Raw genomic sequence first — 25,210 nt, forward strand, 5'->3', positions numbered from 1 at the left:
TGCGTCCCATCCAGGCCCTGGTTACACTTTTTAATACACTTTCATTTTTACAACCGGATTGTCAAACTGTCGAAGTGTCTGGCGATCGCACGTTGTCTTTCGTTGGTTCACAGGACTTTGGGCGGTTTGCCACGGATAATGGTGCTTGATTCTGGTAGGCTTACTAGTATCTTGCAGCTTAATAAAAAGGCTCAAAAAGGCGTTGAAACGTAATAGGAGGAGCGTAGTCGATGGGACTACCCTGGTATCGCGTACACACAGTGGTTCTGAATGATCCAGGACGCCTGATTGCTGTACACCTGATGCACACCGCGCTGGTTGCAGGTTGGGCCGGTTCAATGGCGTTGTACGAGTTGGCGATCTACGACCCCAGCGACCCGGTTTTGAACCCCATGTGGAGACAGGGCATGTTTGTCATGCCGTTCATGGCTCGCTTGGGCGTTACTCAGTCCTGGGCAGGTTGGAGCATTACGGGTGAAACTGCGGTCAACCCTGGCTTCTGGTCATTCGAGGGTGTTGCTGCTGCCCACATCGTTCTGTCGGGACTGCTGTTCCTGGCAGCCTGCTGGCACTGGGTCTATTGGGATCTGGAGCTATTTAGAGATCCTCGGACGGGTGAGCCTGCATTGGACTTGCCCAAAATGTTCGGTATCCATCTTTTTCTTTCTGGTCTGCTTTGCTTCGGCTTTGGAGCATTCCACCTCACAGGGCTGTTTGGCCCAGGCATGTGGGTGTCCGACCCTTATGGATTGACGGGAAGCGTCCAGCCTGTTGCTCCGTCTTGGGGCCCTGAAGGCTTCAACCCGTTCAATCCGGGCGGCATCGTGGCACACCATATTGCTGCTGGCATCGTAGGCATTATTGCAGGCTTGTTCCACCTCACGGTTCGTCCACCCGAGCGTTTGTATAAGGCGCTGCGGATGGGGAACATCGAAACGGTGCTGTCGAGCAGTATTGCAGCGGTATTCTTCGCGGCGTTCGTGGTGGCTGGCACCATGTGGTACGGCAGCGCTGCCACGCCGATTGAACTGTTTGGCCCGACTCGATATCAGTGGGATAGCGGCTACTTCCAGCAAGAGATCAATCGTCGTGTTCAAGCGGATGTGGACGATGGTCTGACGTTAGCCGAAGCTTGGGGAGAATATCCCCTGAGAAGCTCGCTTTCTATGACTATGTGGGCAACAACCCAGCTAAGGGCGGTCTGTTCCGCACCGGGCCGATGAACAAGGGCGACGGTATTGCTCAGGGCTGGCTCGGCCATCCCGTGTTTAAGGATGCCGCTGGGCGTGAACTGTTTGTGCGTCGGATTCCCAACTTCTTCGAGAACTTCCCGGTTATCCTGACGGATAAAGACGGCGTGGTTCGTGCAGACATTCCGTTCCGTCGGGCTGAGTCGAAGTACAGCTTTGAGCAGGCTGGCGTGACGGCAACAATCTACGGCGGTGCGTTGGATGGTCAAGTGTTTGACGACCCAGCAGAGGTGAAGAAGCTCGCTCGCAAGGCTCAGTTGGGCGAACCCTTTGAGTTCGATCGGGAGCCTCTGAAGTCTGACGGGGTGTTCCGAACCAGTCCTCGCGGTTGGTTTACCTACGGACATGCGGTGTTTGCGCTGCTGTTCTTCTTCGGCCACATCTGGCATGGCTCCCGGACGCTATTCCGCGATGTGTTTGCGGGGATTGACCCCGACCTCTCGGAAGAGCAGGTGGAGTGGGGCTTGTTCCAGAAAGTGGGTGACAAGACAACTCGCCGCAAGGAAGCCGTCTAGGTTGCCAGATTCATGGAGGGTTTGCTGGCGAGTTTTGCTTTCTGAGCATTCCCTCCTTTAGCATTTGTTTCTGTTGGACTGTTTTGGTCTGGTGCTGCGTTTCCTTGAATAGCTTTAGGAGACTGTGTTATGGAGAGCCTGATTTACGTTTTTCTGCTGGTTTGCACGTTGGGACTGCTCTTTTTTGCGATCGCCTTCCGTGAACCGCCTCGCATCACCCGCGACGAGGATTAGTTTTTCGCTTTAATTTCGCGCTTGCAACTTTGCGCTTGCAACAATGCAAAATCTGCCGTCGAATGAGGTTCCTGCTGGGGACGACTTCGACGGCTAATTTTATGGGCAGCTTTTCTCTTATAGGCAGCCCATTCTCTTTGGGTGTGGAGCGGGTGTGGAGCGCTTGGCACGCCCAGTCCTAGTTCACCAGCGATTGGGGCTTGACTGGGGATTGCCCTGAAGATTGCTCTGAGTGGGCGATCGCCGCCTGCACAAACCCTCGAAATAGCGGGTGAGGGGCGTTTGGACGCGACTGAAATTCGGGATGAAACTGGCTGGCGATGAAAAACGGATGGCTGGGTAGCTCGATAATTTCTACCAGGCGACCATCGGGGGAAGTGCCGCTAATCATATAGCCCGTTTCTAAAAACAGCGTGCGATAGGCATTGTTGAACTCATAGCGGTGCCGATGCCGCTCGTAGACCACCTCTTCGCCATAAAGCCGCTCAGCCAGCGTATTGGGTTGCAGCCGACAGGGATATAGCCCCAAGCGCATCGTGCCCCCCAGATCCACCACATCCTGCTGTTCGGGCAATAGGTTAATTACCGGGTTGCGGGTCTGTGGGTCAAATTCGGAGCTGTTGGCGTGTTCCATGCCAGCTACATGCCGCGCCCATTCAATCACCGAACACTGCATCCCCAAACATAGCCCCAGAAATGGAATCTGGCGCTCACGCACATATTGAATCGCAGTAATCTTGCCATCGATGCCGCGACTGCCAAAGCCACCGGGCACAACAACCCCATGAACGCCCTGGAGTTGTTCTGCGACCGTCAGCGGCTCGATATCTTCAGAATTAATCCAGCGAATCCGCAGATCGCCCCCTGTAGCCAGCGACGCATGGCGCAGCGCCTCCCACCACTGACAAATAAGCATCATTCAGCCGCACGTATTTTGCCCACGATGGCGATTTCCAGCGGACACCCAGGGCGATGCAGCCGCTCCACCAGTTCTTCCCATTGGCTCAGGTCGGGGTTGCGCTGCTCCAGTTGCAGCAGGTCGATCGCCTGGTGCGCCAGTCCCTCTTTTTCCAGCGTCAGTGGCACTTCGTAAATGCTGCTGGCATCCTGCGACGTGATCACGCATTCCACGGGCACATCGCAAAACTCTGACAGCTTTTCCTTGATGCCCTTGGGGAGGGGGCGATCGCACCGGCAGACGAGAATATCTGGCTGAATCCCAATCGAGCGCAGTTCCTTGACCGAGTGCTGCGTCGGCTTGGTCTTCATTTCGCCGGCTGAGGCTATCCACGGCACCAGCGTAACGTGCATATACAGCACGTTGCGCCGCCCCACCGCCTTGCGAAACTGACGAATCGCTTCTAGAAACGGCAGCGACTCGATATCGCCCACGGTGCCGCCGATTTCGGTAATCACCACGTCGGGGTGGGTGTTGGTGGCGACGCGCAGAATCCGTTCTTTGATCTCGTTGGTGATGTGAGGAATCACCTGCACCGTGCCGCCCTGATAGTCACCCCGCCGCTCTTTGTTCAGCACAGCTTGATAAATCGATCCGGTGGTCACACTGTTGAGCCGCGACATGGAGGTGTCGGTAAAGCGCTCGTAGTGTCCCAGGTCGAGGTCTGTTTCTGCGCCATCTTCCGTCACGAAGACTTCCCCGTGCTGAAACGGACTCATCGTGCCGGGATCGACATTGATATAGGGATCAAGTTTCAGGATCGAGACGGAGTAATCGCGCGACTTGAGCAGTCGCCCCAGGCTGGATGCCACAATGCCTTTACCGATGCTGGAAACAACACCGCCCGTTACAAATACAAACTTTGTCATAGGTGGGGAGAGAGCGTGGGGGAAAGAGCGAGAAAACTGAAAAGATGAGGGCGATCGCCAGACTGCCAATTTGACCGAATCCATTCTGACACAAGCTGTCCCCTTCAATTCGCTCTGAGCCGTTCCCCAGACGCTATAAACCAATCCCCTAAAACAAACGGCGCACCTCATCGAGATGCGCCGCGCCAGAAACGTTATAAAGAACTGTTCCAAAGAGCATCGCAGATCAGCAATGCGTCAATCCTTCAGGAAAGTCATCTCAGGTTCTTTCAAGCGGTTTCAGCAGCCCACGAGCGATCGCCCTATGCAGCCTTGCCTGCGTTTTGGGCTGTTTTCCGTCGGCTCCTCTAAAGAATTGCCAGAATGACCCCGAGGGGTTTCCTCTTACTCAGCAGCCGTGACCTCGACCGTGTAGCGGCCGCGGCTGCTGGCATCAAAACCGTTGGCAATTACGATGTAGGTGCCGTCGGTGGTCAACGTCAGTTCCAATTGCGAGTTCTGAGGGTTGCCGCCTGCGCTGTGGTTTTCGCCCAGCACCTCACCTTCCGGGCTGATGACCGCCAGATAGGGCTGAAACTCAGTGCTGAATAGCTTGATCGTCACCGTTTGTCCAGCTTTGCCTTCAAAGGTGAACTGGTCGTACAGGCTGTTATCCGAAGGCAGCACCATGTCGCCGTTTTCCAGCACGCCTTCTTCACTCAGCAGCATTTCCTGAGCGCGGGCGATCGCCCCTGTCGCGCAGATTCCCACCGCTACTGCACCGGCCAGCACCCTGGCAAACCATTTCTGACCTGTCATAGCCCGTTCCTCAACTAAATCCAAATAGAACAAGTCGCGCTAGAGAATCCTGCGATGGTGTTTTAATGTCTCACCTGATACAGGGCCTGCCAAACACAACACAACGATTCTTACATGCTCTGCTATTCGGCTTCAGGGAGAAAATTCGGAATTCACAAAAGCAAAATCATTCTCTTCTTGAAGGTTACCCAGATGTGCCCCCGGACGTAACATCCATCAAACGCCCTGGATGGCGATCGCCCGGCTTTTGCAGCAAGTCTCCAAAGTCTTATGAATTCGGCAATTGGGGGATCTGCCTCAGGAGGCGATCGCTCGTCTCAATTCGTTCACAAATCTCGCCCAACCGCTTGGAAATCCTGGGCAAAATTAACATAATGTTAATTAATGCAACGATATTTTTCAGAGGCACTCATGGCAGGACTATTCGGTTTGTTTGGCAAAAAGAAGAATGCAGAGGCTTCGCCCTCCGCTAGCAATGGCGCAAAGCCAGGAGCCTATTTCCTGGACGCAGACGATGCCAAAACGATGGGCAACATCGAGTACATGCGCTCGAAAAAAGTCATCAAGCACAAGTTCCCTAAGACCGCAGGCAACGGTGGCGAGTTTGAAGTGGAGTATGAAGTGTCTTCTGACGATATGAAGTTGAGCAACGGTCTGCAAGTTCCGACTGAACCGACTTCTGCGTCTCCTGAAGCAACACCCAAGCCAACGAACGAGCGCCGTACAACTGACTCCAGCATGGATCTATTCCGTAACATGGCCCGCGACATTCGCAAGCGCTAGAACTGATCCAGGAGCCTGAGCGCTAGGGGGTTGGTTCGCCTACCCCTGACTGATTATTTGTAGCCGAATCTACCGCTTATAAAACGTTTCGAGGCTGTGGCGATCGCCCACGAAGCGCCAGTGCCAGGGTTCATAGCTCACGCCCTGGGCATTGTTTTTGGGAAAAGACAGCTCAAACCCAAAGCGGGCAGCATTGGCCGTTAGCCAGCGATAGGCGGCTGTCTGATCGAAATCGGTTTCCAAATCTGCATCCGGGCGATCGCCATCGCCGATATCCACCGCATACCCCGTGTGGTGTTCGCTGTAGCCGGGGGGAGCGCTGACCTGGGCCCGTTCCTGGGCCGAGAGCGATCGCTTCGCCTTGAGCGTGAAAAACAGGTAAGTCTGTTCTTCTACTGAGCGAAAGCCCGACAGCGGCACCAGCCTCACCCGCTCAGCGCGAGCCGCCCTCACCATTGCCAAAAAGCGCTCGGCAGCCGCATCACGCAGCAGGACGCTGCCATTGGGAAGCACTGGGCTGAGTGTGTCTGGAGGAGCTTCGGCGTAGGCGATATGGCCCAGCAAACTATCAGCCGGGGTCAGCGACAGTTGAGACATCGCTGCGGACAAGCCGGCCTCGATCGGCTGATAGCCCTGCCCGCTAGAAACATTGCTAAAGAACAAGCTGCGGCTGACTAGCGCAAGCTGCACCGCCGCCACAAAGCCAATCAGCCCCCACAGCCAGACTCGACCTCGAAAGAGCGATCGCAGCCTATCCGCCGCCGCTCGAAACCCAAACCCACCGGGGTTCAAATCGGCCTCTAAACGCGCCCCATCTCGCTGAGCGACCGGGATATCGTCCGCCAGCCCATAGTGACCTTCCTGGCTAGAGACATCGGGCTGGGGCGCTGACGACTTTGGCAAACTGGCATCTTTCACGCAAACTCTCCCGCAGACTGGTTTAGTCCTGCGGGGTTATTATTGCATGGCGTTGGAAGAGCGTCATCCCCTTCGACACACGGCAAAACAACTCAACGGTCTGCTGAACCCTTGCTCCACAACGATAGCCTTGAAACCGTTCAAATTGTTCCAACGATAATCACCTATGGAATTTCCGAGTCTTCGCTTGCTGAGTCTCTATGTCCCGCTGATAGGCTGGAGCAGTTTGGGATTTTGGCTGGGACGAATTTGTCCGCCGTGGGTGGGCGATCGCCTCGGAAAGCTGCTGTTTTGGGTGGGAGTGCCGATTAGCGTGCTGGGGTTTCTGCGCCAGTCCGAACTCTCGGCAGCGGTGTGGCTCGCGCCCGTGGCAGCGTGGCTGGCGATCGCGCTGGGGGGGCTGCTGGGCTGGCTATGGCTGATGGTCACGCTAAAGAAAGGACAAAAACCAGCACAAAAACAACGACCTGTTTCTGCCCACACTATTCAGAGCCGTCCTCAGCAAGGCAGCTTTTTGCTGGCCACCATGATGGGCAACACGGGCTATTTGGGGTTCCCCGTCAGTCTGGCGCTTGTAGGCCCAAAGTACTTTGCCTGGGCCCTGTTTTACGACATGATTGGCACGACGCTCGGAGCCTACGGGCTGGGCGTAGTCATGGCAGCCCACTTTGGCGGCGTGCAAAAGAGTCCACTGGATTTGCTGCGGGCGCTGATGTACAACCCAGTGCTGTGGAGCTTTGCCCTGGGGTTAGGCATCCACAGTATACCGCTACCGCTCTGGCTAGATTCGTTCCTCAAAACAGGCGCTTGGACGAGCATTACCGTTGCTCTTGTACTGATTGGAATGCGGCTCAGCCAGTTGCGTTCTTGGCGCAGTGTCCGCCTCGCTTCCGTCAGCCTGAGCGTGAAAATGCTCATTGTGCCGCTGCTGATCGGCGTGCTGCTTTCGTTGACCAGCCTCGGCTCAGCAGAAAAGCTGGCGATCGTCCTCCAGGTCAGTATGCCACCTGCCTTTGCGACCCTCGTACTGTGTGAAGCCTACGAGCTAGACCGAGAGCTAACAGTGACGGCGCTGGCCATGGGATCGATCGGGCTACTCGTCACGCTGCCCCTTTGGCTGCTGCTGTTTCCTACCAGCTAGACCTAGTGCAGTGTCATGGTTTAGTTTTAGAGTGATGCCTTGGCTCGTAGTAAGCGCTTCAGCGCTAAAGCGCTTACTACCAACCTAGGTTCTAGCTATGACATAGCACTAGTTAGGCACTAGGCACCATTTAAATAGTTATTAAATGGTTCAATGAAGCTCTAGGGCAAGCCTCTTCCCTAACCAGTGCCCCTAGCCAACCCAGCTTACGTCGCTATCTGACGAGTTCACCGGAGGCAGAGGCTTAGAAATCGGAACCTCGCGCCGGGCAGGAGTCTTCTGGGCGTTGGCTGGCGCTGCTGGCGGCACTGGCTCGACTCGTTGAGCAGGTGCAGGAATCGGGGTCAACGGCGGCTGCTGCTGGCGCTGCTTCTCTTCCCAGTCTTGAAACGCTTTCTTTTCTGGCAGGATCACCTTTTTCATGATCCACTCGATCGTCTGTTCTTTGACCCAGCCGCGAGCCACCAGCACCTCGCCCAGACGCATCCCAGTCGCCTGCTGATCATTGAGCGCCACCGTCACCTGATCCGGCGTGAGCAACCCTGCGTCTAGCAGATAGCTACCCAAGCGCTTAGGACGCATCGGCATAGGGATGGATGATACTCGATAGCGATCGCTCCTATCACGCATAGTCATAACAACTCACAGCAGATCAGTACAGCGGTATCAAAAGCAAATCTCGGAAAACCCCGACGCTCTGCAACTTTGGAGCAGAAAACCTTTGTAAATTCGTAAATTCACCTGTAAATCCACCGTAAACCCATATTTAAGCTCACATCTCAGCAAGTAATGACAGGCACGTGTCCTCAGAGAATTTACTGGCTCCTAATGAACAGACTGGTCTAGCGACGCTTTCCTACGGGATAATACGGAGACTAGCTCAAGGCGAAAGAGTTCTTTACAGTATAACAACGGAACACTGACTCTTTCTTTATCGAGACTTTACAGGTTGTTTCAGAATATCTCACCGAATATTTTTCGGCAAGGGGGCGAGATTAATTCTCCATAACCTAGAAAAATGAAATCACCTGGCGATAGGGGCTGAAACCCCCCAGCGGCAAGACATTCGGACGAATTGCTAACGCTGAGTTAGGTGCTATGGGTCAGCCCTTGACTCCACTACTGGTATCCGTTGGCACGATGTAGCGCTGGAGCAATCCAAACACCAGCAGGATAGGCGCAATCGAAATCACAGACCCCGCTGCAATCAATCGCCAGTCGAGAGAAAATGCACCCGCAAGCTTTGCAACCCCCAGCGGCAAGGTGTAGTAGTCGGGCTGGTCGAGCAAGATCAGCGGCCAGAGGAAGTCGCTCCAGGCTCCGATAAATACAAAAATCGCCAGCGTGATCAGGGCAGGGCGCACCGCAGGCAGCATCACATTCCACCAAATCCCCAGTTCCGAACAGCCGTCGATGCGGGCGGCTTCTTCCAGCTCTTTGGGCACGCCTTGAAACGCCTGACGCAGCAGAAAAATCCCAAAGGCAGAGGCGATCGCCGGCAAGATCAACCCTAAGTACGTATTACGGAGTCCCAGCTTCACTGCCAGGACATATAGCGGAATCATTACAATTTGAAATGGAATTAGAATTGTCGCCACGATTAGCAAAAACAGCGCCTCGCGACCGCGAAACTGGAGCCGCGCCAGGGGATAGGCCGCCAGCGAGCAAAACAGCAGGTTTAGCATCACTGTTAGCACTGCGACCAGCGTACTGTTGAACAGGTAGCGTCCGAAGGGATTGGTCTGCCACACCGTCACAAAATTTTGCAGCGTCGGTGACTGGGGCCAAAATCGGGGCGGAAACTCAAAAATATTCTCCGTAGGCGCTTTGAACGCCGTACTGACCAGCCAGATCAGCGGCAGCAGCATAACGAGGGCGATCGCCCCCAGTAGGGCATACAGCGCAAGGGTTTTGAGCGATCGCGTCGAGGTCATTAGGGGTTGGGGGTTAGGGGTTAGGAAGCACGCTTTTGACTAGCGCCAGCAAGCGCCAGGGGAATTCTTTTGAGTTTACCTGGAGTTCGCCCACGCTCCACCTAACCCCCCAATCCCCAACCCCTTACCCCTCTTCACGAGTTTACCTGGAGTTCGCCCACGCTCCACCTAACCCCCCAATCCCCAACAACCCCTTACCCCTCCTCAACCCTCCTTCACCCACACGCGCATTTCCTGGAGCGTGAGCGGGCCAAACTGGGTCGCTAGGGCGACATCGGCAGCGTCACGACCATAGGCGATCGCAATTCGGTTTCCCCGTGGCTCTGGCTGCGTCGCGTCGAAGGTATACCAGCGCCCCTCAGCGGTTGACCCGTCGGGGCTACTGAGGAATGCCTCAAACCAGGCGTGCAAATCCATTGGCTCCAGTTCGTACAAGTACCCCACCACCATCCGCGCCGGGATCGATAGGCTGCGGCAAAGAGCGATCCCCAGATGGGCAAAGTCGCGGCAGACACCGATTTTGCTCTGGGCAGTGTCTACGGCTGAGGTGGAGGCGTTGCTGGTGCCGTATTGATATTTCACCTGCTCATGAATCCAGCGGCGGATCGCCTCCACCTGGGCATAGCCGGGGTCTGTGTCGCCGACGATGGCGATCGCCTCCTCGTACAGCATGTCCGACTGGCAGTAGCGGCTGGGCAGCAAAAACTGCACCACGCTATCGGGCAGCAGTTCCACGGGCACATAGGCGGCATCGGGCGCAACGTCGATTTCGTCGGCGGTTTCCACACAGGCGGCGGTGTAAACCAGAAACCGCCCCTCTGGCGTGACCAGCCGCTGGCAGAGATTGCCATAGCTGTCGGTGTATTCCACCACGGGTACGGGCGGCTCCAGCCGATATTCCTCGCGTACGATCCACTGGCCCTCACCGCTGCGGGGGCGCAACATCAGCAGCAGCGGACTTGGCGCTTCTGCCGAAAATAAAAGCTGACAGCCTGCTTCCAGCCGCATTTGGGAATCCTTAACCGATAGCTGGCGCTACAAGGACTGCATTTCTAGATTCAGCACATAGTGCCCAAGCTGCAAGTTTTCTGTCCACAGCTCATACTCTACGCGCAAGTGGCGGGGCTGGGGATCGGAAATCAGCTTCAGGTGGCGTGTGTAATTTCGCAGGCGCATTTGGTCGCTGATGCCCAGATTGCCAGACTGCGATCGCAGCCAATAGCGGCTGATGCCGTAGACTCCCTGTTCCCAAAAGTGGCGGTAGCTGATGCTGCCGTTGCCCTGCATGGTCATAATCACGCGGTAGGGCGAAATTTCGAGCCAGAGCAGGTGGGGCTGCTGGGCTTGGTCAGCCGAGGTTTCCCCTTCGGAATAGTCCATAAACAGCGGCTCCGTCAGCACGACATGATAGCGGCCCGGCTCTTTTTCATAGAGTGCGGCAGAGGCTTCCACCACCGACCAGAGCGGCGAATTCAGCGACATCCAGGACAAACAGACTGGCTGGCGGTGTTCGGTGAGCATAGCTAAAGAGGGCTACTAATACAAAGGACTGGGAAAATAAAAGGGGCTGGGAAAATGATTTTTTTGTCCAGTCAAGCAGGTTTGATGATGCCAACCAAGTGGAAGAGACGCAGAAGAAACGCGGAATAGACTCTGGCGGCAACGGATGCAATTAGGCGGGTGATCTGGCCGTTACATGGCTCTGGTAGCGTAGTAAACGCAGCGATGGCGAAGCACGCTCGACGAGGCAATTGCCCACCTACGGAACTATAGCAATGCAGACGGCTTCTATCACCCTCAAAACCACCGAACATCATCATGTGCTGACAATCTCGCCGCCTGTGGATCTGGCGCTGAGGGGGGCGATCGCCATTCCTGGCGACAAGTCCATTTCCCACCGGGCGCTAATGCTGGGGGCGCTGGCGGAGGGCACGACGGAGATTCGCGGGCTGCTGCTGGGGGAAGATCCCCTGAGTACAGCCGCCTGCTTTCGGGCGATGGGCGCAAAAATCTCTGAGCTGAATACGGAACGGGTGACGGTGGAAGGCATCGGGCTGGGGCGGCTCCAGGAACCCGCCGACGTGCTGAATGCGGGCAACTCTGGCACCACGATGCGGCTGATGCTGGGCATTCTGGCATCCCATGCGGGGCGATTTTTCACTGTCACGGGCGACGCATCGCTGCGATCGCGCCCCATGTCTCGCGTGATCCGTCCGCTCCAGGAGATGGGCGCACAGATCTGGAGCCGCACTGGCGGACTCGCGCCGCTGGCGGTGCAGGGGCAGGCGCTGAAGCCGATTCACTACGCTTCGCCGATCGCCTCGGCCCAGGTGAAATCCTGCATTTTGCTGGCGGGGCTGGCGACCGAAGGCAAGACAATCGTCAGCGAACCGGCGCTGTCGCGCGACCACAGCGAACGGATGCTGCGGGCCTTTGGGGCAGAAATTTTGGTTGATCCCGACACCTGTAGCGCGGCGGTGGTGGGCCCGGCGCGGCTGACCGGGCAGCCCGTCATCGTTCCCGGCGACATCAGCTCGGCGGCGTTTTGGCTGGTGGCCGGGGCGATCGCCCCCGGTTCTGACTTGCTCATTCAAAATGTCGGGCGTGAACCCAACGCGCACGGGGCATTCTCGACGCGCTGGCGCAGATGGAAGCCGACGTGACGCTGGAACATGTCCGCGAGGTGGCGGGCGAACCCGTCGCCGATCTGCGCGTGCGCGGCCACAATCGGCTGAAGGCGGGCCACATCGGCGGCGACCTGATCCCCAGGCTGATCGACGAAATCCCCATTCTGGCAGTGGCGGCCGCCTTTGCCGAAGGGACGACCGTCATCTCCGATGCCGCCGAACTGCGCGTGAAAGAGAGCGATCGCCTCGCCGTGATGGCCACCCAGCTCAGCCGCCTGGGCGCAACCGTCACCGAGCGCCCCGACGGGCTAGAAATCACGGGCGGCTCCCCGCTCCACGGAGCCGAAGTCGATAGCCACACCGACCACCGCATTGCCATGAGCCTGGCGATCGCCGCCCTCCGCGCCACAGGCCCCACCACGATCCACCGCGCCGAAGCCGCTGCGGTTTCCTATCCGGGGTTTGTGGACACGCTGAGGCAGGTGATGGGGTGATAGGGTGATGGAGCGATGGGGTGTTGGGGTGTTGGGCGGGTACGGGGATGAGGCGATGATGGGATGAGGGGCAATACTCAGGGAATCCTCTCCTCATCTCCCCCTCTCCTCATCAATTTCCATCACTCCAACACTCTCTCCCTCCTCCTAACCCCCAACCCCCAACCCCTAACCCCTCCTCACCCGCTCCCCTGCACCACGTACTTCAGCGTGGTCAGCGTTTCTAGCGTAATTAGCCCGCGCCGATGTCCCTTCTGGTTCGACATGCCGAGGGCGATGGGGCTGCCCTGCTTGGGGTTGCGATAAAAGCGGGGGGAGGCATTGATGTAGGTGGTGGCGCTGTTGATGTGCAGAGCAAACTGATGGCTTTCCTGATACGATTCCGTGACCAGGCAGTCGGCGTGGCCGCTGCTGTGGCGATTCATAAAGGCGATCGCCTCCTCTAGCCCGCTGACCGCGCAAAAGGCGATCGTGCCGTCCAGGTAGGGGCGCTGCCACTCACCGTCTTCTGCCAGCGCCAGGTCAGGAAATTCTGCCACCAGCCCCGCATCGCCCCGCAGCCGAAAGCCTTTGTCACGCAGGCTACGCCAGAGGGCTTGCAGCGTGTTGGGGTCGTGGTGAGTGCTGATCAGTACTTTTTCGATGGCGTTGACTGGATCAGGTTCGCTCTGGTGGCTGTCGAGAATCATGCTCCGCGCCAGATCCAGGCTGCCGGAGGGTGACCAGTAGAGATAGCAGTTGCCAATTGCCGTTTTTAGCACGGGCACGGTCGCCTGGCGGATCACTTGGTTGACCAGGCTGACGCGACCGTAGGGAATCACCAGGTTGACATAGGCATCTTGCGTCACCAGTTCGCGGATGGAGTCGCCCTGGTCGGTAGGAATCCAGCCGAGGGCATCGGTGGGCAGGCCGGCTTCCTGGAGGGCGAGTTTCAGCGTGCTGGCGATCGCCTGGTTGGAGTTGCTGGCTTCGCTGCTGCCCCGCAGGACGATGCTGTTGCCCGTGCGAATGCATAGCCCAGCGGCGATCGCCCCCAGTTCGGGAAACGCCTCATACACCAGCGCAATCACCCCCAGCGGCATGAGCTGGCAATAGGACTGAGAATGGCTGAGCGAGTAAGGAATCGTCAGCATTTGCTGCGTCGGGTCGGCTAGCTCCGAGAGCCGCTGCAACATTTTGACCACTGCCTCGATCCGCTCTGGGGTCAGCTTTAGCCATTCCAGCACCAGATCGGGCACGGCCATTTCTCGACTGGCTTCGAGATCTAGCGTGTTGGCCTCAAGAATATCGTCCTGCTGATCCTTCAGCACATCAGCCATCACCTGGAGCGCCCGACTGCGATCGCCCCCTTTCATCGCAGCCAAATGACCCGCCGCCGCATAAGCCCGATGAAGCGTGGTCAGCAAGTCGGCTGGGGAGTCTAAAGAATCCTGACTGTTAGAAAACACGGTAATGAACTGTGAAAAACGCCGTCGTTCATTGCACTAAGCAATTCACTGCACAAATATTGCCCTGATAATCTATTGCGCTAATACAGCTTTAACCTGTAAGGCTCTTGCCTGTAAAGCTCACGGCTGTAAAGCTTTGAGGAAAAGCCATAGTAGCGTATTGCAATAGCACAGCGCGATCGCACAGTCTCATGACCTTTCAGCCTACGACGAAATGCGACAGGGTTGCATCCGAATTGCTAACTGTGTTATGCAGAGCGTTCGTCGTGGTGACTTCAGTCGCCCGGTTCACAGCTAACCCTTCAGAGGCAGAGCGTTCGTAGTGGTGACTTCAGTCGCCCGGTTCACGGCTAGCAGAGCGTTCGTAGTGGCGACTTCAGTCGCCCGGTTCACGGCTAGCCCTTCAGAGGCAGGCTAAAGCCTGCACTACAGGCTAGGGGCAGAATTTTCGCCTCAGAGTGCTAGGGCGTGTCATCAATTAAGCCAAATAAGGGCAGCCGCCATGTAAATTGCACTCAGAAACGTCTCGGCTAACTTGTCATAGCGTGTCGCAATCGCTCGATACTGCTTGAGTTTGGCAAAGAAGTTCTCAATCAGATGCCGCGCTTTGTATAGCTCCTTGTCGTAATCACGCGGTGTCTTGCGGTTTCGCTTGGGCGGAATCACAGCCGTCTTGCCCTGTTGTTGGAGTCGCTCAATCACCCGTTGGTCTGCGTCATATCCTTTGTCAGCCAGGACTGTATCAGCTTGAATATTCTCTAGCAGCACATCAGCCCCATCAAGGTCACAGGTCTGCCCGGGTGTGAGGTGAAAGCCTGTCGGATTGCCCAGTGCATCGACAGTCGCATGAATCTTGGTGCTCAATCCCCCTTTACTACGACCAATGGCTTGGGCATTGGCATCCCCCCCTTTGCCCCAGCACTATGCTGATGAGCACGCACAATCGTGGTGTCGATCATGGCGTATTCGTTGTCTGCATCTTCAGACAGCACCTGAAACACCCGTTGCCATACGCCCGTCTTTGCCCAGCGCCGAAAGCGGGTGTGAACCTTGCGAAAATGACCAAACCGCTCTGGCAAGTCTCGCCAGGGAATGCCGGCTCGATATCGATATAGCACTGCCTCGACAAACAGACGATTATCCTTTGCTGTGACTCCTACCGCCCCCGCTCGTCCAGGGAGCAAATCTTGGAGCCGTTCCCATTGGTCATCGCGCAGGGCGTAGCGTCGGGTTGTCATAATCGTCAGATAGCTGAATCACTGCTGATTACAGCTTATCTAATTGATGACACTCCCTAGCTGGCGAATGGAAATTTAGCTCACAAAACTGGGTTCACAGAACTGGGCAACAGCCAGAACTTACGATTGCCTAACGCCGACAGGCCAGCCACAGCATAAACGCCAGCATGACCGACAGCACCAGCGCCGCCACCACCCGAAACGCCACCTGAGAGCCAGCGGGCGCGCTCAGCGTCGTCAGCAGCAGCAGAAACACCAGCGCAAACATAAACAGCAGCGTCAGCGGCACATAGCCCTTGCCCAGCGATGGGTTCACCACAATCCACTGATGGCCGTTCCAGCGCCACGCCCGCTTGTAGGGATAGTTGGTCGAAAGCTGCTCAATCGTATGTCCGCTGTCTTGCACGACGAAAATTTGCTGACATCGGTTGCAGCCAAAGGCATCCGTCAGCGCAATGGGTGTCAACTTACCCCGCCGACGACAAGGGCAGGGATAGTCGCCATTCAAATCGATTTTATGGGGTTTCTGAGTTTGCACAAGCAGAGCAGCGATGAGTGTGATGCAAGCGGTGCAAGGCCTAGCGAGTCAAGCGCCAAAGGAATGTCATCCGAGAACAACCAGGGAGTTGTCTGAGCAACGTTACCAATACGCGCCAAGATTCAGACCGATTCTAACATTCCCATTTGTGAGAGTCAGCGGCGAGAAAGCACAAGCGCGATCGCCCATAAAACCAGTACAAGTGAGGCTATCTAAACTCATCCTACAGTTGTGAGCTGAGAGATCAGTGGAAAATTCGCTTAAGCTTGGATAAAGCTCAAGAATTTGGCAAAAATTCAGTCAAAAAGAGTCTCATTTGGCAGATACCAAAAGCCCGTGCCGCAGGCCATCCACCTCTGCTTAGAGCTTGCTTAGGAAAACCAGTTAGCTTCCTGTAATCGAAGCGGGTAACGCGATTCGAACGCGCGACATTCACCTTGGCAAGGTGACGCTCTACCACTGAGCTATACCCGCGAAACGCACTCAAAAAAAGCGTAATTCCTATTGTGTGTGAAAGGTCACAGTTTGTCAACTCGAATCGAAAATTTTTTAGAGGCTTCTCTGGGCGATCGCAGCGGGCAAAAATCCGCCTTAGTTTAGCGTGCTGATGATGATTCCCAGGAAGGCGAAGATGCCAATCACCATGAGGGCGATCGCCACGGCCAGCGCATTAGAGCGTCGCGACGTATACAGATAATCATCCCGCTGAATTCGCCGCAACTCCCGCCGATGCTCAATTGTCGCCGACAGCATCGCATATAGCCCGACCGCGATGAACGCCAGTCCGGTGATTCTCGCCAGGTACATGGTCTCCAGATCGTCGAGCCTGCGGGTTCGCTGAATCGCGGTCACAATCTGGTCAATACCAAAGCCAAAGCCAATCAGCGACAGCGAGGTGCGAATCCACGCCAGCAGCGTGCGCTCGGCAGCGGCTCGGTTGCGCTCTTTGGCGAGTTCGTTGGTGAGGTTGCGGGGCGCGTCGGGCATGGGCGGGCGAGTGTAGCCTAGTAGCGGCGGCGGCTGCGCTGAGTCAGGCTAACGTAATAAAGCAGTTGCATGAGGGAGGTTGCGGCGGCGGCGATGTAAGTCCAGCCTGCGGCACCGAGCATTTGTCTGGCTCCCTGGCGCTCCTCTGGCGTATCCAGCAGCCCCGCATCTTCCAGCAGCTTTAGGCCCCGACGGCTAGCATCGATTTCAATCGGCACCGTCAGCACTGAAAAGAATACCATCAGACCAAACATGAGAACCCCAATCCACATCAGCCCTACCATGCCAAACATAAAGCCCAGCAAGAAGGCCATGTAGGAAATCGTTGGGGTAAATTGCAGCGCAGGTAACAAGAAACTGCGGGCAGCGATCATCGGCGAACCCGTTTGATATTGCTGCACATGCCCCAGCTCATGGGGCGGCGATCGCCATCGACGCAATCGACGCTTCGGCACACACAGGCTCCCGACAGGCGCACTACATTTGCCCGCGGATCGTAGTGGTCGGTCAAGGCTCCGCGGGGTCGGCTCCAGCGGGAATTGTGTTGAGCGACGTACGGTTAAAAATCGTCTGCGCCACCTGCATTCCTGTGTAGCGTTCGCTGTTGGGCACGCGGCTCCACTTGGCAAAGGCGCTTTTGAGTCGGCCTTGCACCAGCATGGAAATCAGCATGGTAGGCAACATCACCCAAAGTAAATAGGTCGGATCGTAAAAGAACATAGTTTCAGTACGAGTTTAGTAGACGAGATTTGAATTGTTTTAATCAAGTTTTTGAACAGTGAGATGACCCCTTAATGCTCCACTTGCAGACTGGTTCTTACACCCCAAGTGAACAGCTTGCCACCAGTTCCCTACATCCAAAAGCGAACGAACTCTTGCTTGGCAAACTCTACGCTGCGATAGCGCCGCAGTTGATAGAGAAATCCGGCGATCGCCAGCCCACTCCACAGCAGCAGCCAAAACCAGGCATCTTGAAAAATGGGCAATAGCGTGTTGCCCGCGTCTTTCAGTTCCTCAATCGAGACGCGCCCGTTCAGCAACAGCAGCGACAGCACCAGCGCATTCGCCCCGCCCTGAGCCGACAGCAGCATCACCAGATATTTTTGCCAGTTTCGCATATAGGTCAGCACGCCCAGCACCAGCCCCGCTCCCAGCGCCACCAGCGCAGGCAACGTCCCCTGCTGAAAGCCGAGAATAGCCATAATGCTCGATCCAAACAATGCGCCCGTGGCTGCGCCCATCAGAACCACACCCACTTCGTAAAATTGCCAGCAAAAAACCGCCAGCAAAATCCCCAGCACCAGCCCGACGGTTAGCCCAGTCGTCGTGGCCAAAAAGCCGCCACCCAGCAGCAGAAACACTGCCTTTGCCCCCAGCCACAGCCCCGCAAAAAACGACCAAACGGGTAGCATCACCATAAAAAAGCGGTAGCCTCCAAAACAGAGCAACACGCCAAATACTCCTGAAAACAGCGCTAGCAGAATAGTTCTTAACATAGGTATTTAAAGAGCGTATCTCGAAAACCTATCCAAAACTATCTGGAAATGAGTGCAGAGCGCTGTCATGCAGCAAACCGAACTGCCTGTAGCGGCGGCTTAATTTTAGATGGAAGTTTCGTTTTAATTTCACCCCGACGGGGTTTGTGATCTGGGACGCACCGAAGTCTTCTAATACCTCGTTTATGATTGCCGTGGGCATACAGCGTTCTTACTGACTTAAATGTGTCGATTTAAATGACTATAGAATGCCTGTTCAAGGGCTTCTCGATTGTTTAGAGATGCCTTGCAAAAGGCTGCTTTTCCGTTGATTTGCTCAGCGAAAGCATTAAGAGGTTTGCCTTCGATCTGATGCTAGATTTAGAAATCTTTACTTCAAATTTCTTCAATTTATTGAATTAGATAATATGAATCATCAAACAGTTCCCGCTCTAAAGCTTGATGCCGAGGGTCTGGATCTAAACGATCCGCAGGTCTTGCTCTCGACCCTAAAAGCATTGCGTCAACTCGTAGCCGATGAAGGGCAGGCAATTTTCTCCCGATGGCGATCGCACATTCATCGGCAAGCGTTTTTACATAGCGCCCTCAATCTGTCCCACTATCTGGCGCTGCGCCGCCATGACCTGCGGGATCTACAAGCCGCGCTGATGCCGTGGGGTTTATCTTCGCTTGGGCGCAGCGAATCTCGCGTGATGCCCAACTTAGATGCAGTCATTGCCACCCTCAGCGCCGTTTGCGGACAGCAGAACCCGCCTGTGCGGCCGCCCATCGAAGCATTTTTTGAGGGTGACCGTCTGCTGAAACAGCACACTGAAGATCTGTTTGGGCCGCCCCCTGCCCGACGGCAAGTCCGAATTATGGTCACGCTTCCAACCGAAGCAGCAACTGACTATGGCTTAGTATGCGAGATGCTGCGGCGGGGCGCAAACTGCGTGCGGATCAACTGCGCCCACGATACGCCAGAGATTTGGACTCAAATGATTGACCAAGTGCGCTGGGCTGAGCAAGAAACCGGAACCTCATGCAAAGTGATGATGGACTTGGGCGGCCCCAAAATTCGCACAGGCGCGGTGCTGGCCCCAATTGGGCAATCCCGCGTCTTTCGGGGCGACACGCTGATTCTGGCGCGGCAGTTGCCCCAGCCGAGTGACCCCATCGACGCGGCCCATCCGCCAGCGGGCGATCGCTTCTACATAACCTGCACCCTGCCCGAAGTTCTAGATCGCCTCACTGATGGCGCAACAGTTTATATCGATGACGGCAAGCTTCGCACCCGCGTAATAGATTCGCACTATCCTCTGCCAGATGGACAAGTCGGACTGTTGTTACAAGTGACTCACGCCAGCCCCAAAGGAACTAAGTTGCGTCCTGAAAAAGGGCTAAACTTTCCGGGCACTGCACTGCACCTCAGCCCTCTGACTGCTAAAGATTTGGACGACTTAGACTTTGTAGCGACCCATGCCGACATCGTGGGCTATTCGTTTGTGCAACAGCCCGACGACATTACGCTCTTGCAGACAGAACTGCGGCAGCGATTGGGCAACGCCAAAACCGACTGTGCTGCAAATCCTAGGGCGTGTCATCAATTAAGCCAAATAAGGGCAGCCGCCATGTAAATTGCACTCAGAAACGTCTCGGCTAACTTGTCATAGCGTGTCGCAATCGCTCGATACTGCTTGAGTTTGGCAAAGAAGTTCTCAATCAGATGCCGCGCTTTGTATAGCTCCTTGTCGTAATCACGCGGTGTCTTGCGGTTTCGCTTGGGCGGAATCACAGCCGTCTTGCCCTGTTGTTGGAGTCGCTCAATCACCCGTTGGTCTGCGTCATATCCTTTGTCAGCCAGGACTGTATCAGCTTGAATATTCTCTAGCAGCACATCAGCCCCATCAAGGTCACAGGTCTGCCCGGGTGTGAGGTGAAAGCCTGTCGGATTGCCCAGTGCATCGACAGTCGCATGAATCTTGGTGCTCAATCCCCTTTACTACGACCAATGGCTTGGGCATTGGCATCCCCCCCTTTGCCCCACACTATGCTGATGAGCACGCACAATGTGGTGTCGATCATGGCGTATTCGTTGTCTGCATCTTCAGACAGCACCTGAAACACCCGTTGCCATACGCCCGTCTTTGCCCAGCGCCGAAAGCGGGTGTGAACCTTGCGAAAATGACCAAACCGCTCTGGCAAGTCTCGCCAGGGAATGCCGGCTCGATATCGATATAGCACTGCCTCGACAAACAGACGATTATCCTTTGCTGTGACTCCTACCCCCGCTCGTCCAGGGAGCAAATCTTGGAGCCGTTCCCATTGGTCATCGCGCAGGGCGTAGCGTCGGGTTGTCATAATCGTCAGATAGCTGAATCACTGCTGATTACAGCTTATCTAATTGATGACACTCCCTAAGGTTCTGGCAAAGATTCCGGCAATTGTTGCCAAGATTGAAACTGCATTAGCAGTCTCCAACCTGCCAGAGCTGATCGTCTACGCCGCCGGGCAACAATCCTTTGGCGTGATGATTGCAAGAGGCGATCTAGCAGTAGAAATTGGCTACCAGCGCCTCATCGAAATTCAGGAAGAAATTCTCTGGCTATGCGAGGCAGCGCATGTGCCCGTTATTTGGGCAACGCAGGTGTTGGAAAGCTTAGTGAAAAAAGGCGCACCGTCCCGGGGTGAAATGACGGATGCTGCTATGGCAGAACGCGCCGAATGTGTGATGTTGAACAAGGGCCGGTTTGTCACCGAAGCCATTGCCATCTTAGACGATGTGCTAGCACGCATGGAGACTCACCAGCTCAAGAAAACGCCCCAACTCCGCGCCCTGCACTCTTGGTTACATCGATCCTGACAGTGCCGTTTGAGATTGCATCACCTGTGCCAGATTGAGTAAGAAAATTGGGGCACAGTCAGCACGGGACAGGACAAGTCCGCTGACACAGCGAATCCCGCCTTCCTGCTGGTAAAGTCCAGACAGGGGTTGGAAGGCAGATTCTGCAAAGCGCTGGAGGGTAGGCGGCCCATCAATTAGCAGCCCAGTGATATCTCCCTGCAAGTTGTAAACCAGGATTAGGTATTGAGGTGTGGCAAAGGTGCTGGGCTGCTGATTGGCTGCATCCTGGCTACTAACGTGCTGCGTGTCAATTTGCGTGTCAGATTCTATGCGTTTGGCGGGTGTTTGTGCATTCACAAAGATGCGCTGCTGGATGTTTAACACGGGAATATTTTCGTTATGGGCGAGGGCGATCGCCGTTTCTGTGCCATCCTGCTGAGCATAGAGACGGTCGATTTCGATGACCCTATGCACAATTGCCAGCGGCAGGGCAAACCGCTCCTGTCGCAGCGGAAAAACCAGCAGTTGCCGAGTAGCCTCGACGGGTTTAGAGCGCAGCGCTCGCAGAGAGTTCAGAAGAGCCATGAATGTGTTGTGCCAGTGTAGACAGGAGGGTTTGCTCGTTGTAGGGTTTCGAGAAATAGGCGATCGCCCCCAGGCTCAGCGCCAGTTGTCGATGTTTGGCGCTGGTGCGCGAGGTGAGCATGGTGACGGGCAAATGCTCAAACTGCGGATCAGATTTTACTTTTGCCAAGAAGCCGTAGCCGTCCAAGCGCGGCATCTCGATATCGCATACGACCGCGTTCACCTGAAGCCCAGCCCGCAGCTTTTCGACCGCCTCTTGTCCGTCTTTTGCCTGCTCGACCTGATAGCCTGCTTTCTCCAGGGTGAGCGCCAAAAATCGGCGGACGTTGATCGAATCGTCGATGACCAGAATCGCGGGCTGTTGCTCAAGCAGAGCAGCCTGGCCCGGCAATAGAGAATCGATATCTGCTAGCCTGAACTGGCGATCGCCCAGTGGAGCAGACAGGGGCGCTAGCGGGTCGGCTGTCTCGGCGCTGGCGCTAGCAATCCAGTGCAGCAATTCTGGTATATTGACCAGCGGCACCACGCGCCCATCGCCCAGAATGGTGCAATTGCTAAAGCCAGCAGGTAGCGGAATCGTGCTTTTAATGCGGCGTACAGCGGTTTCCTGCTCACCCCAGCAAGACTCGATTTGGATGCCAAAGATTTGGTTGTTGTGTTCTACTAACAGCACCACTGGTTCACTAATGCTGGGGGGTGTTTCCAGGCGATAGGGATGACGGGGCCCGGGGAATCGGAGCCAGCGTGATAGAACGACCAGCGGAACCAGGTTGCCTTGCACATTCAGCATTTCGCTGTTGCCCACCCGAACGATCTTCTCTGGCTCAAGCTTTAGCATTTCGCCAATCACGTCGCTCGGAAAGCCAATCAGCATGTCGTTGCTTTCGGCAATTAGCACGCGCACCACAGACATCGTGAACGGCACAGAGAGCGTAAACGTTGTGCCGTAGCCTGCTTTGGTTTCTACTTTGATGTCGCCGCGAATTTGCTTGAGATGATCCCGCACCACATCCATGCCTACGCCACGCCCAGATAGCGAAGTGACCTGTTCCTTGGTACTAAAACCGGGTTCAAAAATCAGGGAAACCAGTTCTTCTTCGCTGGCAACCCCCAATAAGCTGGGATCTAGCCCCATGGCGATCGCCTTGGCGCGGATTTTTTCAAGCGGGATGCCCTGTCCATCATCTTGGATAGTGATGAACGTGCGATTGCCACGATGGAAGGCTTGGATTTTAATCACACCTTCCTCTGGCTTGCCCTGAGCCAGCCGGGTTTGCGGATCTTCGATGCCATGATCGAAGGCATTCCGCAGCAAATGCATCAGCGGGTCGTTCAGTGCTTCGAGAATATTGCGATCGATCAGCGTGCTAGCACCATTGACCTGAAGACGCACCTTCTTGCCATGTTGCAAGCACAGTTCCCGCAGGGCGCGAGGGAAGCGATCGACCAAGTCAGACAGCGGCCGCATTCGGACTTGAGTCAGCCGAGACTGGAGTTGGTTGGCTGTCTTGTCTAGGGTGCGAGACGCTTGCTCCACTTCTTCCAGCGTCAGGTCGATGTCCGTGGTGACTTCCTGAACCTGGACGATGGTTTCCAGAATGTCTTGCGAGAGCAGGTGAACATCTTCATAGCGATCGAGTTCTAGCGCATCAAACCCACCGCCAAGCCCGGCCCCTAGCCGATGCTCAGACGGCTGAGGAGCAGCTGAGGGCGAGGACTGCGGAAACCATTCTGTTGCCTGGTTTGAATTTGGCTCAGCGCCACTGTTTGGGAGCGTGCTGCTGGGTTGAGCCGGTCGGTTGCGATCGCCCGGCTGGGCAGACCGCGTTTCGCTGCTCGGTAGCAGCTTGAGTGCGGATGGGCGGGGCGATCGCCCACCATCGGTCGCTAGCCGATCATACGTAGTTCGCAGTTCCGAGCTAGCCTGCTCCAGAATTTTTACCCGGCGGTTGAGCAGCCGCGTCAAATTCCGGAGACGTTTGAGATAGAGGCTCAGCGCATTGCGGTCAATGGTCAGCTCACCAAACAGATCACTCAGTTGATTGAGTTGTTGCACAGACACCCGCACCGTATTGTCTTGCGGCGTTTCGGTCGGGTGTGTGTTGCTGCTGCGGTGGCTTGGCTGAGTTGAGGCTATTACGGGGCGCTCCACGGGGCGATCCATAGGGCGATCCACGGGGCGATCGCCAGATTGAGAGCGGAAAGAGCCAGAAGCGTTGGCTGCGGCCAGATCTTCAAAGCGGGGAGCCTGCTCGGATGACGCTGATTGCGAAGCCGAAGGCGTGAAATCCCCGACATCTTCCCCATCCAAGGCTGCCGATGCACCCGAAATCTCCGTCGCTGCCAGATCTGCCGCAGACTCTCCAGGTTCCACACCCGCAAATTGAGAATCTACCTGATCTGCAACCTGATCTGCAAAATAATCTGCAACGGCATGATCTTCAACTGCGGCCGCTTCGAGCATCGTAGAATGGTCTGCTACACAGGCAGCAGTTGCTTCAGAGTGAAGCTCGGCTGGGAAGGCAGAAGACATCGTAGAGGCTGACACGCCAGCCATCTCGCCAGCCCAGGAAGCTGCAAACGCCCCAGAGTCGGAATGTTCAGTCCGCAGTTCTGTGGGGATAGCTGCCAGGTTTCCAGTCAGAACGAGCGCCTGTGCCCGTCGCCAGGCCTGTAATGCAGCCTGTGCCAGGGTGGAAATGGCAGTTGCATCCGCCGTCTCTGTTTGGGCTATTTGAACCCCGATCGATTGACACAGTTGAGAAAAGCTTTCGAGCTGGAGCATTTCTCCCAACCCCTCTAGCTCCTGTGCCAAAATTTCGACCTCCTCTTTCAGGCGAGGAGACTGTTCATGAATTGCCGCCTCAAGCCGCTGCAAACAGCCCTCGACTTCGGTTTCAAACAGGAGGGGAATGATATCTTGCCCGTCTTCAGGAGACAGGAGCGAGTAGGCATCTTCATCCTGGGGCGTGCCCAACCGCTCATAAAGCTGCTGATAGGCGGGTTCAATCTCTTCCAGCAGCCAATCTGGAGCCGTGGTTGGGCGGGGGCGATCGCCCTTTTGGGCCAAACTTTGGCGATCGCAGGCAATCACCTTCCCCAAACCATCCACACATGCCAGCAAAAGCTGTTCCAAACTGCCATCCACGTCCAACGATTGACGCTGCACCTTCAACACCTTCAGCCCATCTTCTAGGCGATGCGCCAGATCACTGAGGCTTTGAAAGCCCATCAGGCCCGCGCCCCCTTTAATCGAGTGGGCAGCCCGCAGTGCCTCATTGATTTTGTCTACATCAATCGCCTGGGCCAGCCCGAGCAGTTGAGATTCCAATGTGTTCAAATACTCTTGAGCTTCCTCCAAGAATTGCAGTTGGATTTCAAGTTCCTTGTCGTAGACCATAATGACTCTCTAAGAAAGGCGACAAGCGAAAGGCGACAAGCGATATCGCAAACCCAAGAAAACAAACCCAAGCTTCCCAGACTAGCGCAATGTCATAGCTAGAACTTAGGTTGGTAGTCAGCGCTTTAGCGCTGAAGCACTGACTACGAGCCAAAGCATCACCCCAAAACTAA

At 55.8% G+C, this 25,210-nt stretch carries 23 protein-coding genes, 1 tRNA gene and 2 pseudogenes; 8 read left to right on the forward strand and 18 right to left on the reverse strand.

The window, feature by feature from the left end; all coding sequences use genetic code 11:
- Positions 1 to 230 precede the first annotated feature (230 nt).
- Positions 231 to 1,765, forward strand: a pseudogene (psbB, locus tag O77CONTIG1_RS14060) (photosystem II chlorophyll-binding protein CP47).
- A 129-nt stretch (positions 1,766 to 1,894) separates the two neighbouring features.
- Positions 1,895 to 1,999 carry a photosystem II reaction center protein T gene (locus O77CONTIG1_RS14065; protein ID WP_068511537.1) on the forward strand — a complete coding sequence of 35 codons (105 nt, stop codon included), beginning with the start codon at positions 1,895 to 1,897 and terminating at the stop codon, positions 1,997 to 1,999.
- A gap of 178 nt (positions 2,000 to 2,177) precedes the next feature.
- Here O77CONTIG1_RS14065 and O77CONTIG1_RS28415 read toward each other — a convergent pair.
- Both O77CONTIG1_RS28415 and O77CONTIG1_RS14075 read right to left on the reverse strand, forming a co-directional pair.
- Positions 2,178 to 3,826 (reverse strand): annotated as a pseudogene (locus O77CONTIG1_RS28415) (CTP synthase).
- 384 nt (positions 3,827 to 4,210) lie between these two features.
- Positions 4,211 to 4,624 (reverse strand): PPC domain-containing protein, encoded by a 414-nt coding sequence (locus tag O77CONTIG1_RS14075; RefSeq protein WP_068511540.1) that lies wholly within the window; start codon positions 4,622 to 4,624, stop codon positions 4,211 to 4,213.
- A gap of 411 nt (positions 4,625 to 5,035) precedes the next feature.
- Between O77CONTIG1_RS14075 and O77CONTIG1_RS14080 the strand changes: the two genes are divergently transcribed.
- Positions 5,036 to 5,407, forward strand: a complete 372-nt coding sequence (locus O77CONTIG1_RS14080) for a hypothetical protein (RefSeq protein ID WP_068511544.1) — start codon at positions 5,036 to 5,038, stop codon at positions 5,405 to 5,407.
- 69 nt (positions 5,408 to 5,476) lie between these two features.
- On the opposite strand, the gene O77CONTIG1_RS26185 is transcribed toward O77CONTIG1_RS14080, so the two are convergent.
- Positions 5,477 to 6,325 carry a D-alanyl-D-alanine carboxypeptidase family protein gene (locus tag O77CONTIG1_RS26185; protein WP_068511546.1) on the reverse strand — a complete coding sequence of 283 codons (849 nt, stop codon included), beginning with the start codon at positions 6,323 to 6,325 and terminating at the stop codon, positions 5,477 to 5,479.
- 166 nt (positions 6,326 to 6,491) lie between these two features.
- Here O77CONTIG1_RS26185 and O77CONTIG1_RS14090 point away from each other — a divergent pair, with 166 nt between their 5' ends.
- Positions 6,492 to 7,466: an AEC family transporter gene (locus O77CONTIG1_RS14090; protein WP_068511549.1), complete on the forward strand. Its 975-nt coding sequence runs from the start codon at positions 6,492 to 6,494 to the stop codon at positions 7,464 to 7,466.
- Between the two features lie 192 nt (positions 7,467 to 7,658).
- Here the strand turns inward: O77CONTIG1_RS14090 and O77CONTIG1_RS26190 are convergent, their stop codons facing one another.
- The 4 genes from O77CONTIG1_RS26190 to O77CONTIG1_RS14110 all read right to left on the reverse strand — a co-directional run bounded on the left by O77CONTIG1_RS26190 (position 7,659) and on the right by O77CONTIG1_RS14110 (position 10,921).
- Positions 7,659 to 8,102 (reverse strand): hypothetical protein, encoded by a 444-nt coding sequence (locus tag O77CONTIG1_RS26190; protein WP_225894584.1) that lies wholly within the window; start codon positions 8,100 to 8,102, stop codon positions 7,659 to 7,661.
- 467 nt (positions 8,103 to 8,569) lie between these two features.
- A complete protein-coding gene (locus O77CONTIG1_RS14100; RefSeq protein ID WP_068511557.1) occupies positions 8,570 to 9,400 on the reverse strand; it encodes a carbohydrate ABC transporter permease in 831 nt (276 codons plus the stop codon).
- Positions 9,401 to 9,604: 204 nt separating this feature from the next.
- Positions 9,605 to 10,408, reverse strand: a complete 804-nt coding sequence (locus O77CONTIG1_RS14105; RefSeq protein ID WP_068511560.1) for a transglutaminase domain-containing protein — start codon at positions 10,406 to 10,408, stop codon at positions 9,605 to 9,607.
- A 27-nt stretch (positions 10,409 to 10,435) separates the two neighbouring features.
- Positions 10,436 to 10,921, reverse strand: coding sequence for a hypothetical protein (locus O77CONTIG1_RS14110; protein ID WP_068511564.1), 486 nt, complete (start codon positions 10,919 to 10,921; stop codon positions 10,436 to 10,438).
- 254 nt (positions 10,922 to 11,175) lie between these two features.
- Between O77CONTIG1_RS14110 and O77CONTIG1_RS14115 the strand changes: the two genes are divergently transcribed.
- On the forward strand, positions 11,176 to 12,063 hold the full coding sequence (locus O77CONTIG1_RS14115; RefSeq protein ID WP_317134107.1) for a 3-phosphoshikimate 1-carboxyvinyltransferase: 888 nt from the start codon (positions 11,176 to 11,178) through the stop codon (positions 12,061 to 12,063).
- A complete protein-coding gene (locus O77CONTIG1_RS28000) occupies positions 12,048 to 12,521 on the forward strand; it encodes a hypothetical protein (protein ID WP_317134108.1) in 474 nt (157 codons plus the stop codon). The genes O77CONTIG1_RS14115 and O77CONTIG1_RS28000 overlap by 16 nt, the downstream gene beginning before the upstream one ends.
- A gap of 179 nt (positions 12,522 to 12,700) precedes the next feature.
- Here the strand turns inward: O77CONTIG1_RS28000 and O77CONTIG1_RS14120 are convergent, their stop codons facing one another.
- From O77CONTIG1_RS14120 to O77CONTIG1_RS14160, 8 genes are all read right to left on the reverse strand, one after another.
- A complete protein-coding gene (locus O77CONTIG1_RS14120) occupies positions 12,701 to 13,969 on the reverse strand; it encodes a glutamate-5-semialdehyde dehydrogenase (RefSeq protein ID WP_068511567.1) in 1,269 nt (422 codons plus the stop codon).
- A gap of 474 nt (positions 13,970 to 14,443) precedes the next feature.
- Positions 14,444 to 15,207 (reverse strand): IS5 family transposase gene (locus O77CONTIG1_RS23590; RefSeq protein ID WP_410503465.1). Its coding sequence is split into 2 segments (ribosomal slippage): positions 14,444 to 14,877 and positions 14,877 to 15,207, totalling 765 coding nucleotides; the frame shifts between segments, so codons are not numbered across the junction.
- Between the two features lie 130 nt (positions 15,208 to 15,337).
- Complete coding sequence (locus O77CONTIG1_RS14135; protein WP_068511573.1) at positions 15,338 to 15,745, reverse strand: hypothetical protein; 408 nt, start codon at positions 15,743 to 15,745, stop codon at positions 15,338 to 15,340.
- Positions 15,746 to 16,147: 402 nt separating this feature from the next.
- Positions 16,148 to 16,219: transfer RNA gene (locus O77CONTIG1_RS14140), tRNA-Gly, on the reverse strand.
- A gap of 117 nt (positions 16,220 to 16,336) precedes the next feature.
- The gene (locus O77CONTIG1_RS14145; RefSeq protein WP_068511578.1) at positions 16,337 to 16,732 is read right to left on the reverse strand and encodes a YidH family protein; all 396 of its coding nucleotides are present in this window, start codon (positions 16,730 to 16,732) and stop codon (positions 16,337 to 16,339) included.
- 17 nt (positions 16,733 to 16,749) lie between these two features.
- Complete coding sequence (locus O77CONTIG1_RS26965) at positions 16,750 to 17,187, reverse strand: zinc metallopeptidase (protein ID WP_172799692.1); 438 nt, start codon at positions 17,185 to 17,187, stop codon at positions 16,750 to 16,752.
- 52 nt (positions 17,188 to 17,239) lie between these two features.
- On the reverse strand, positions 17,240 to 17,452 hold the full coding sequence (locus O77CONTIG1_RS26970; RefSeq protein WP_068511584.1) for a zinc metallopeptidase: 213 nt from the start codon (positions 17,450 to 17,452) through the stop codon (positions 17,240 to 17,242).
- A gap of 131 nt (positions 17,453 to 17,583) precedes the next feature.
- Positions 17,584 to 18,228, reverse strand: a complete 645-nt coding sequence (locus O77CONTIG1_RS14160) for a DUF4203 domain-containing protein (RefSeq protein ID WP_068511590.1) — start codon at positions 18,226 to 18,228, stop codon at positions 17,584 to 17,586.
- A gap of 407 nt (positions 18,229 to 18,635) precedes the next feature.
- Here O77CONTIG1_RS14160 and O77CONTIG1_RS14165 point away from each other — a divergent pair, with 407 nt between their 5' ends.
- A complete protein-coding gene (locus O77CONTIG1_RS14165; protein ID WP_068511592.1) occupies positions 18,636 to 19,844 on the forward strand; it encodes a pyruvate kinase in 1,209 nt (402 codons plus the stop codon).
- Here O77CONTIG1_RS14165 and O77CONTIG1_RS23595 read toward each other — a convergent pair.
- Positions 19,811 to 20,568, reverse strand: a protein-coding gene (locus O77CONTIG1_RS23595) for an IS5 family transposase (RefSeq protein ID WP_225894586.1) whose coding sequence is annotated in 2 segments (ribosomal slippage) — positions 19,811 to 20,205 and positions 20,205 to 20,568 — 759 coding nt in all. Because the reading frame shifts where the segments join, the coding sequence is not laid out codon by codon here. The two genes, O77CONTIG1_RS14165 and O77CONTIG1_RS23595, sit on opposite strands and share 34 nt — an antisense overlap.
- 46 nt (positions 20,569 to 20,614) lie before the next feature.
- On the opposite strand from O77CONTIG1_RS23595, the gene O77CONTIG1_RS14180 reads away from it, so the two are divergent.
- On the forward strand, positions 20,615 to 21,070 hold the full coding sequence (locus O77CONTIG1_RS14180) for a pyruvate kinase (RefSeq protein WP_068511597.1): 456 nt from the start codon (positions 20,615 to 20,617) through the stop codon (positions 21,068 to 21,070).
- Here the strand turns inward: O77CONTIG1_RS14180 and O77CONTIG1_RS14185 are convergent.
- Positions 21,056 to 21,637 (reverse strand): chemotaxis protein CheW, encoded by a 582-nt coding sequence (locus O77CONTIG1_RS14185; protein ID WP_068511600.1) that lies wholly within the window; start codon positions 21,635 to 21,637, stop codon positions 21,056 to 21,058. The two genes, O77CONTIG1_RS14180 and O77CONTIG1_RS14185, sit on opposite strands and share 15 nt — an antisense overlap.
- On the reverse strand, positions 21,600 to 25,037 hold the full coding sequence (locus O77CONTIG1_RS26200; protein ID WP_068511603.1) for a response regulator: 3,438 nt from the start codon (positions 25,035 to 25,037) through the stop codon (positions 21,600 to 21,602). Before O77CONTIG1_RS26200 ends, O77CONTIG1_RS14185 begins: the two co-directional genes overlap by 38 nt.
- Positions 25,038 to 25,210 lie beyond the last annotated feature (173 nt).

The sequence above is a fragment of the Leptolyngbya sp. O-77 genome, from assembly GCF_001548395.1.
Classification (GTDB): domain Bacteria; phylum Cyanobacteriota; class Cyanobacteriia; order Elainellales; family Elainellaceae; genus Thermoleptolyngbya.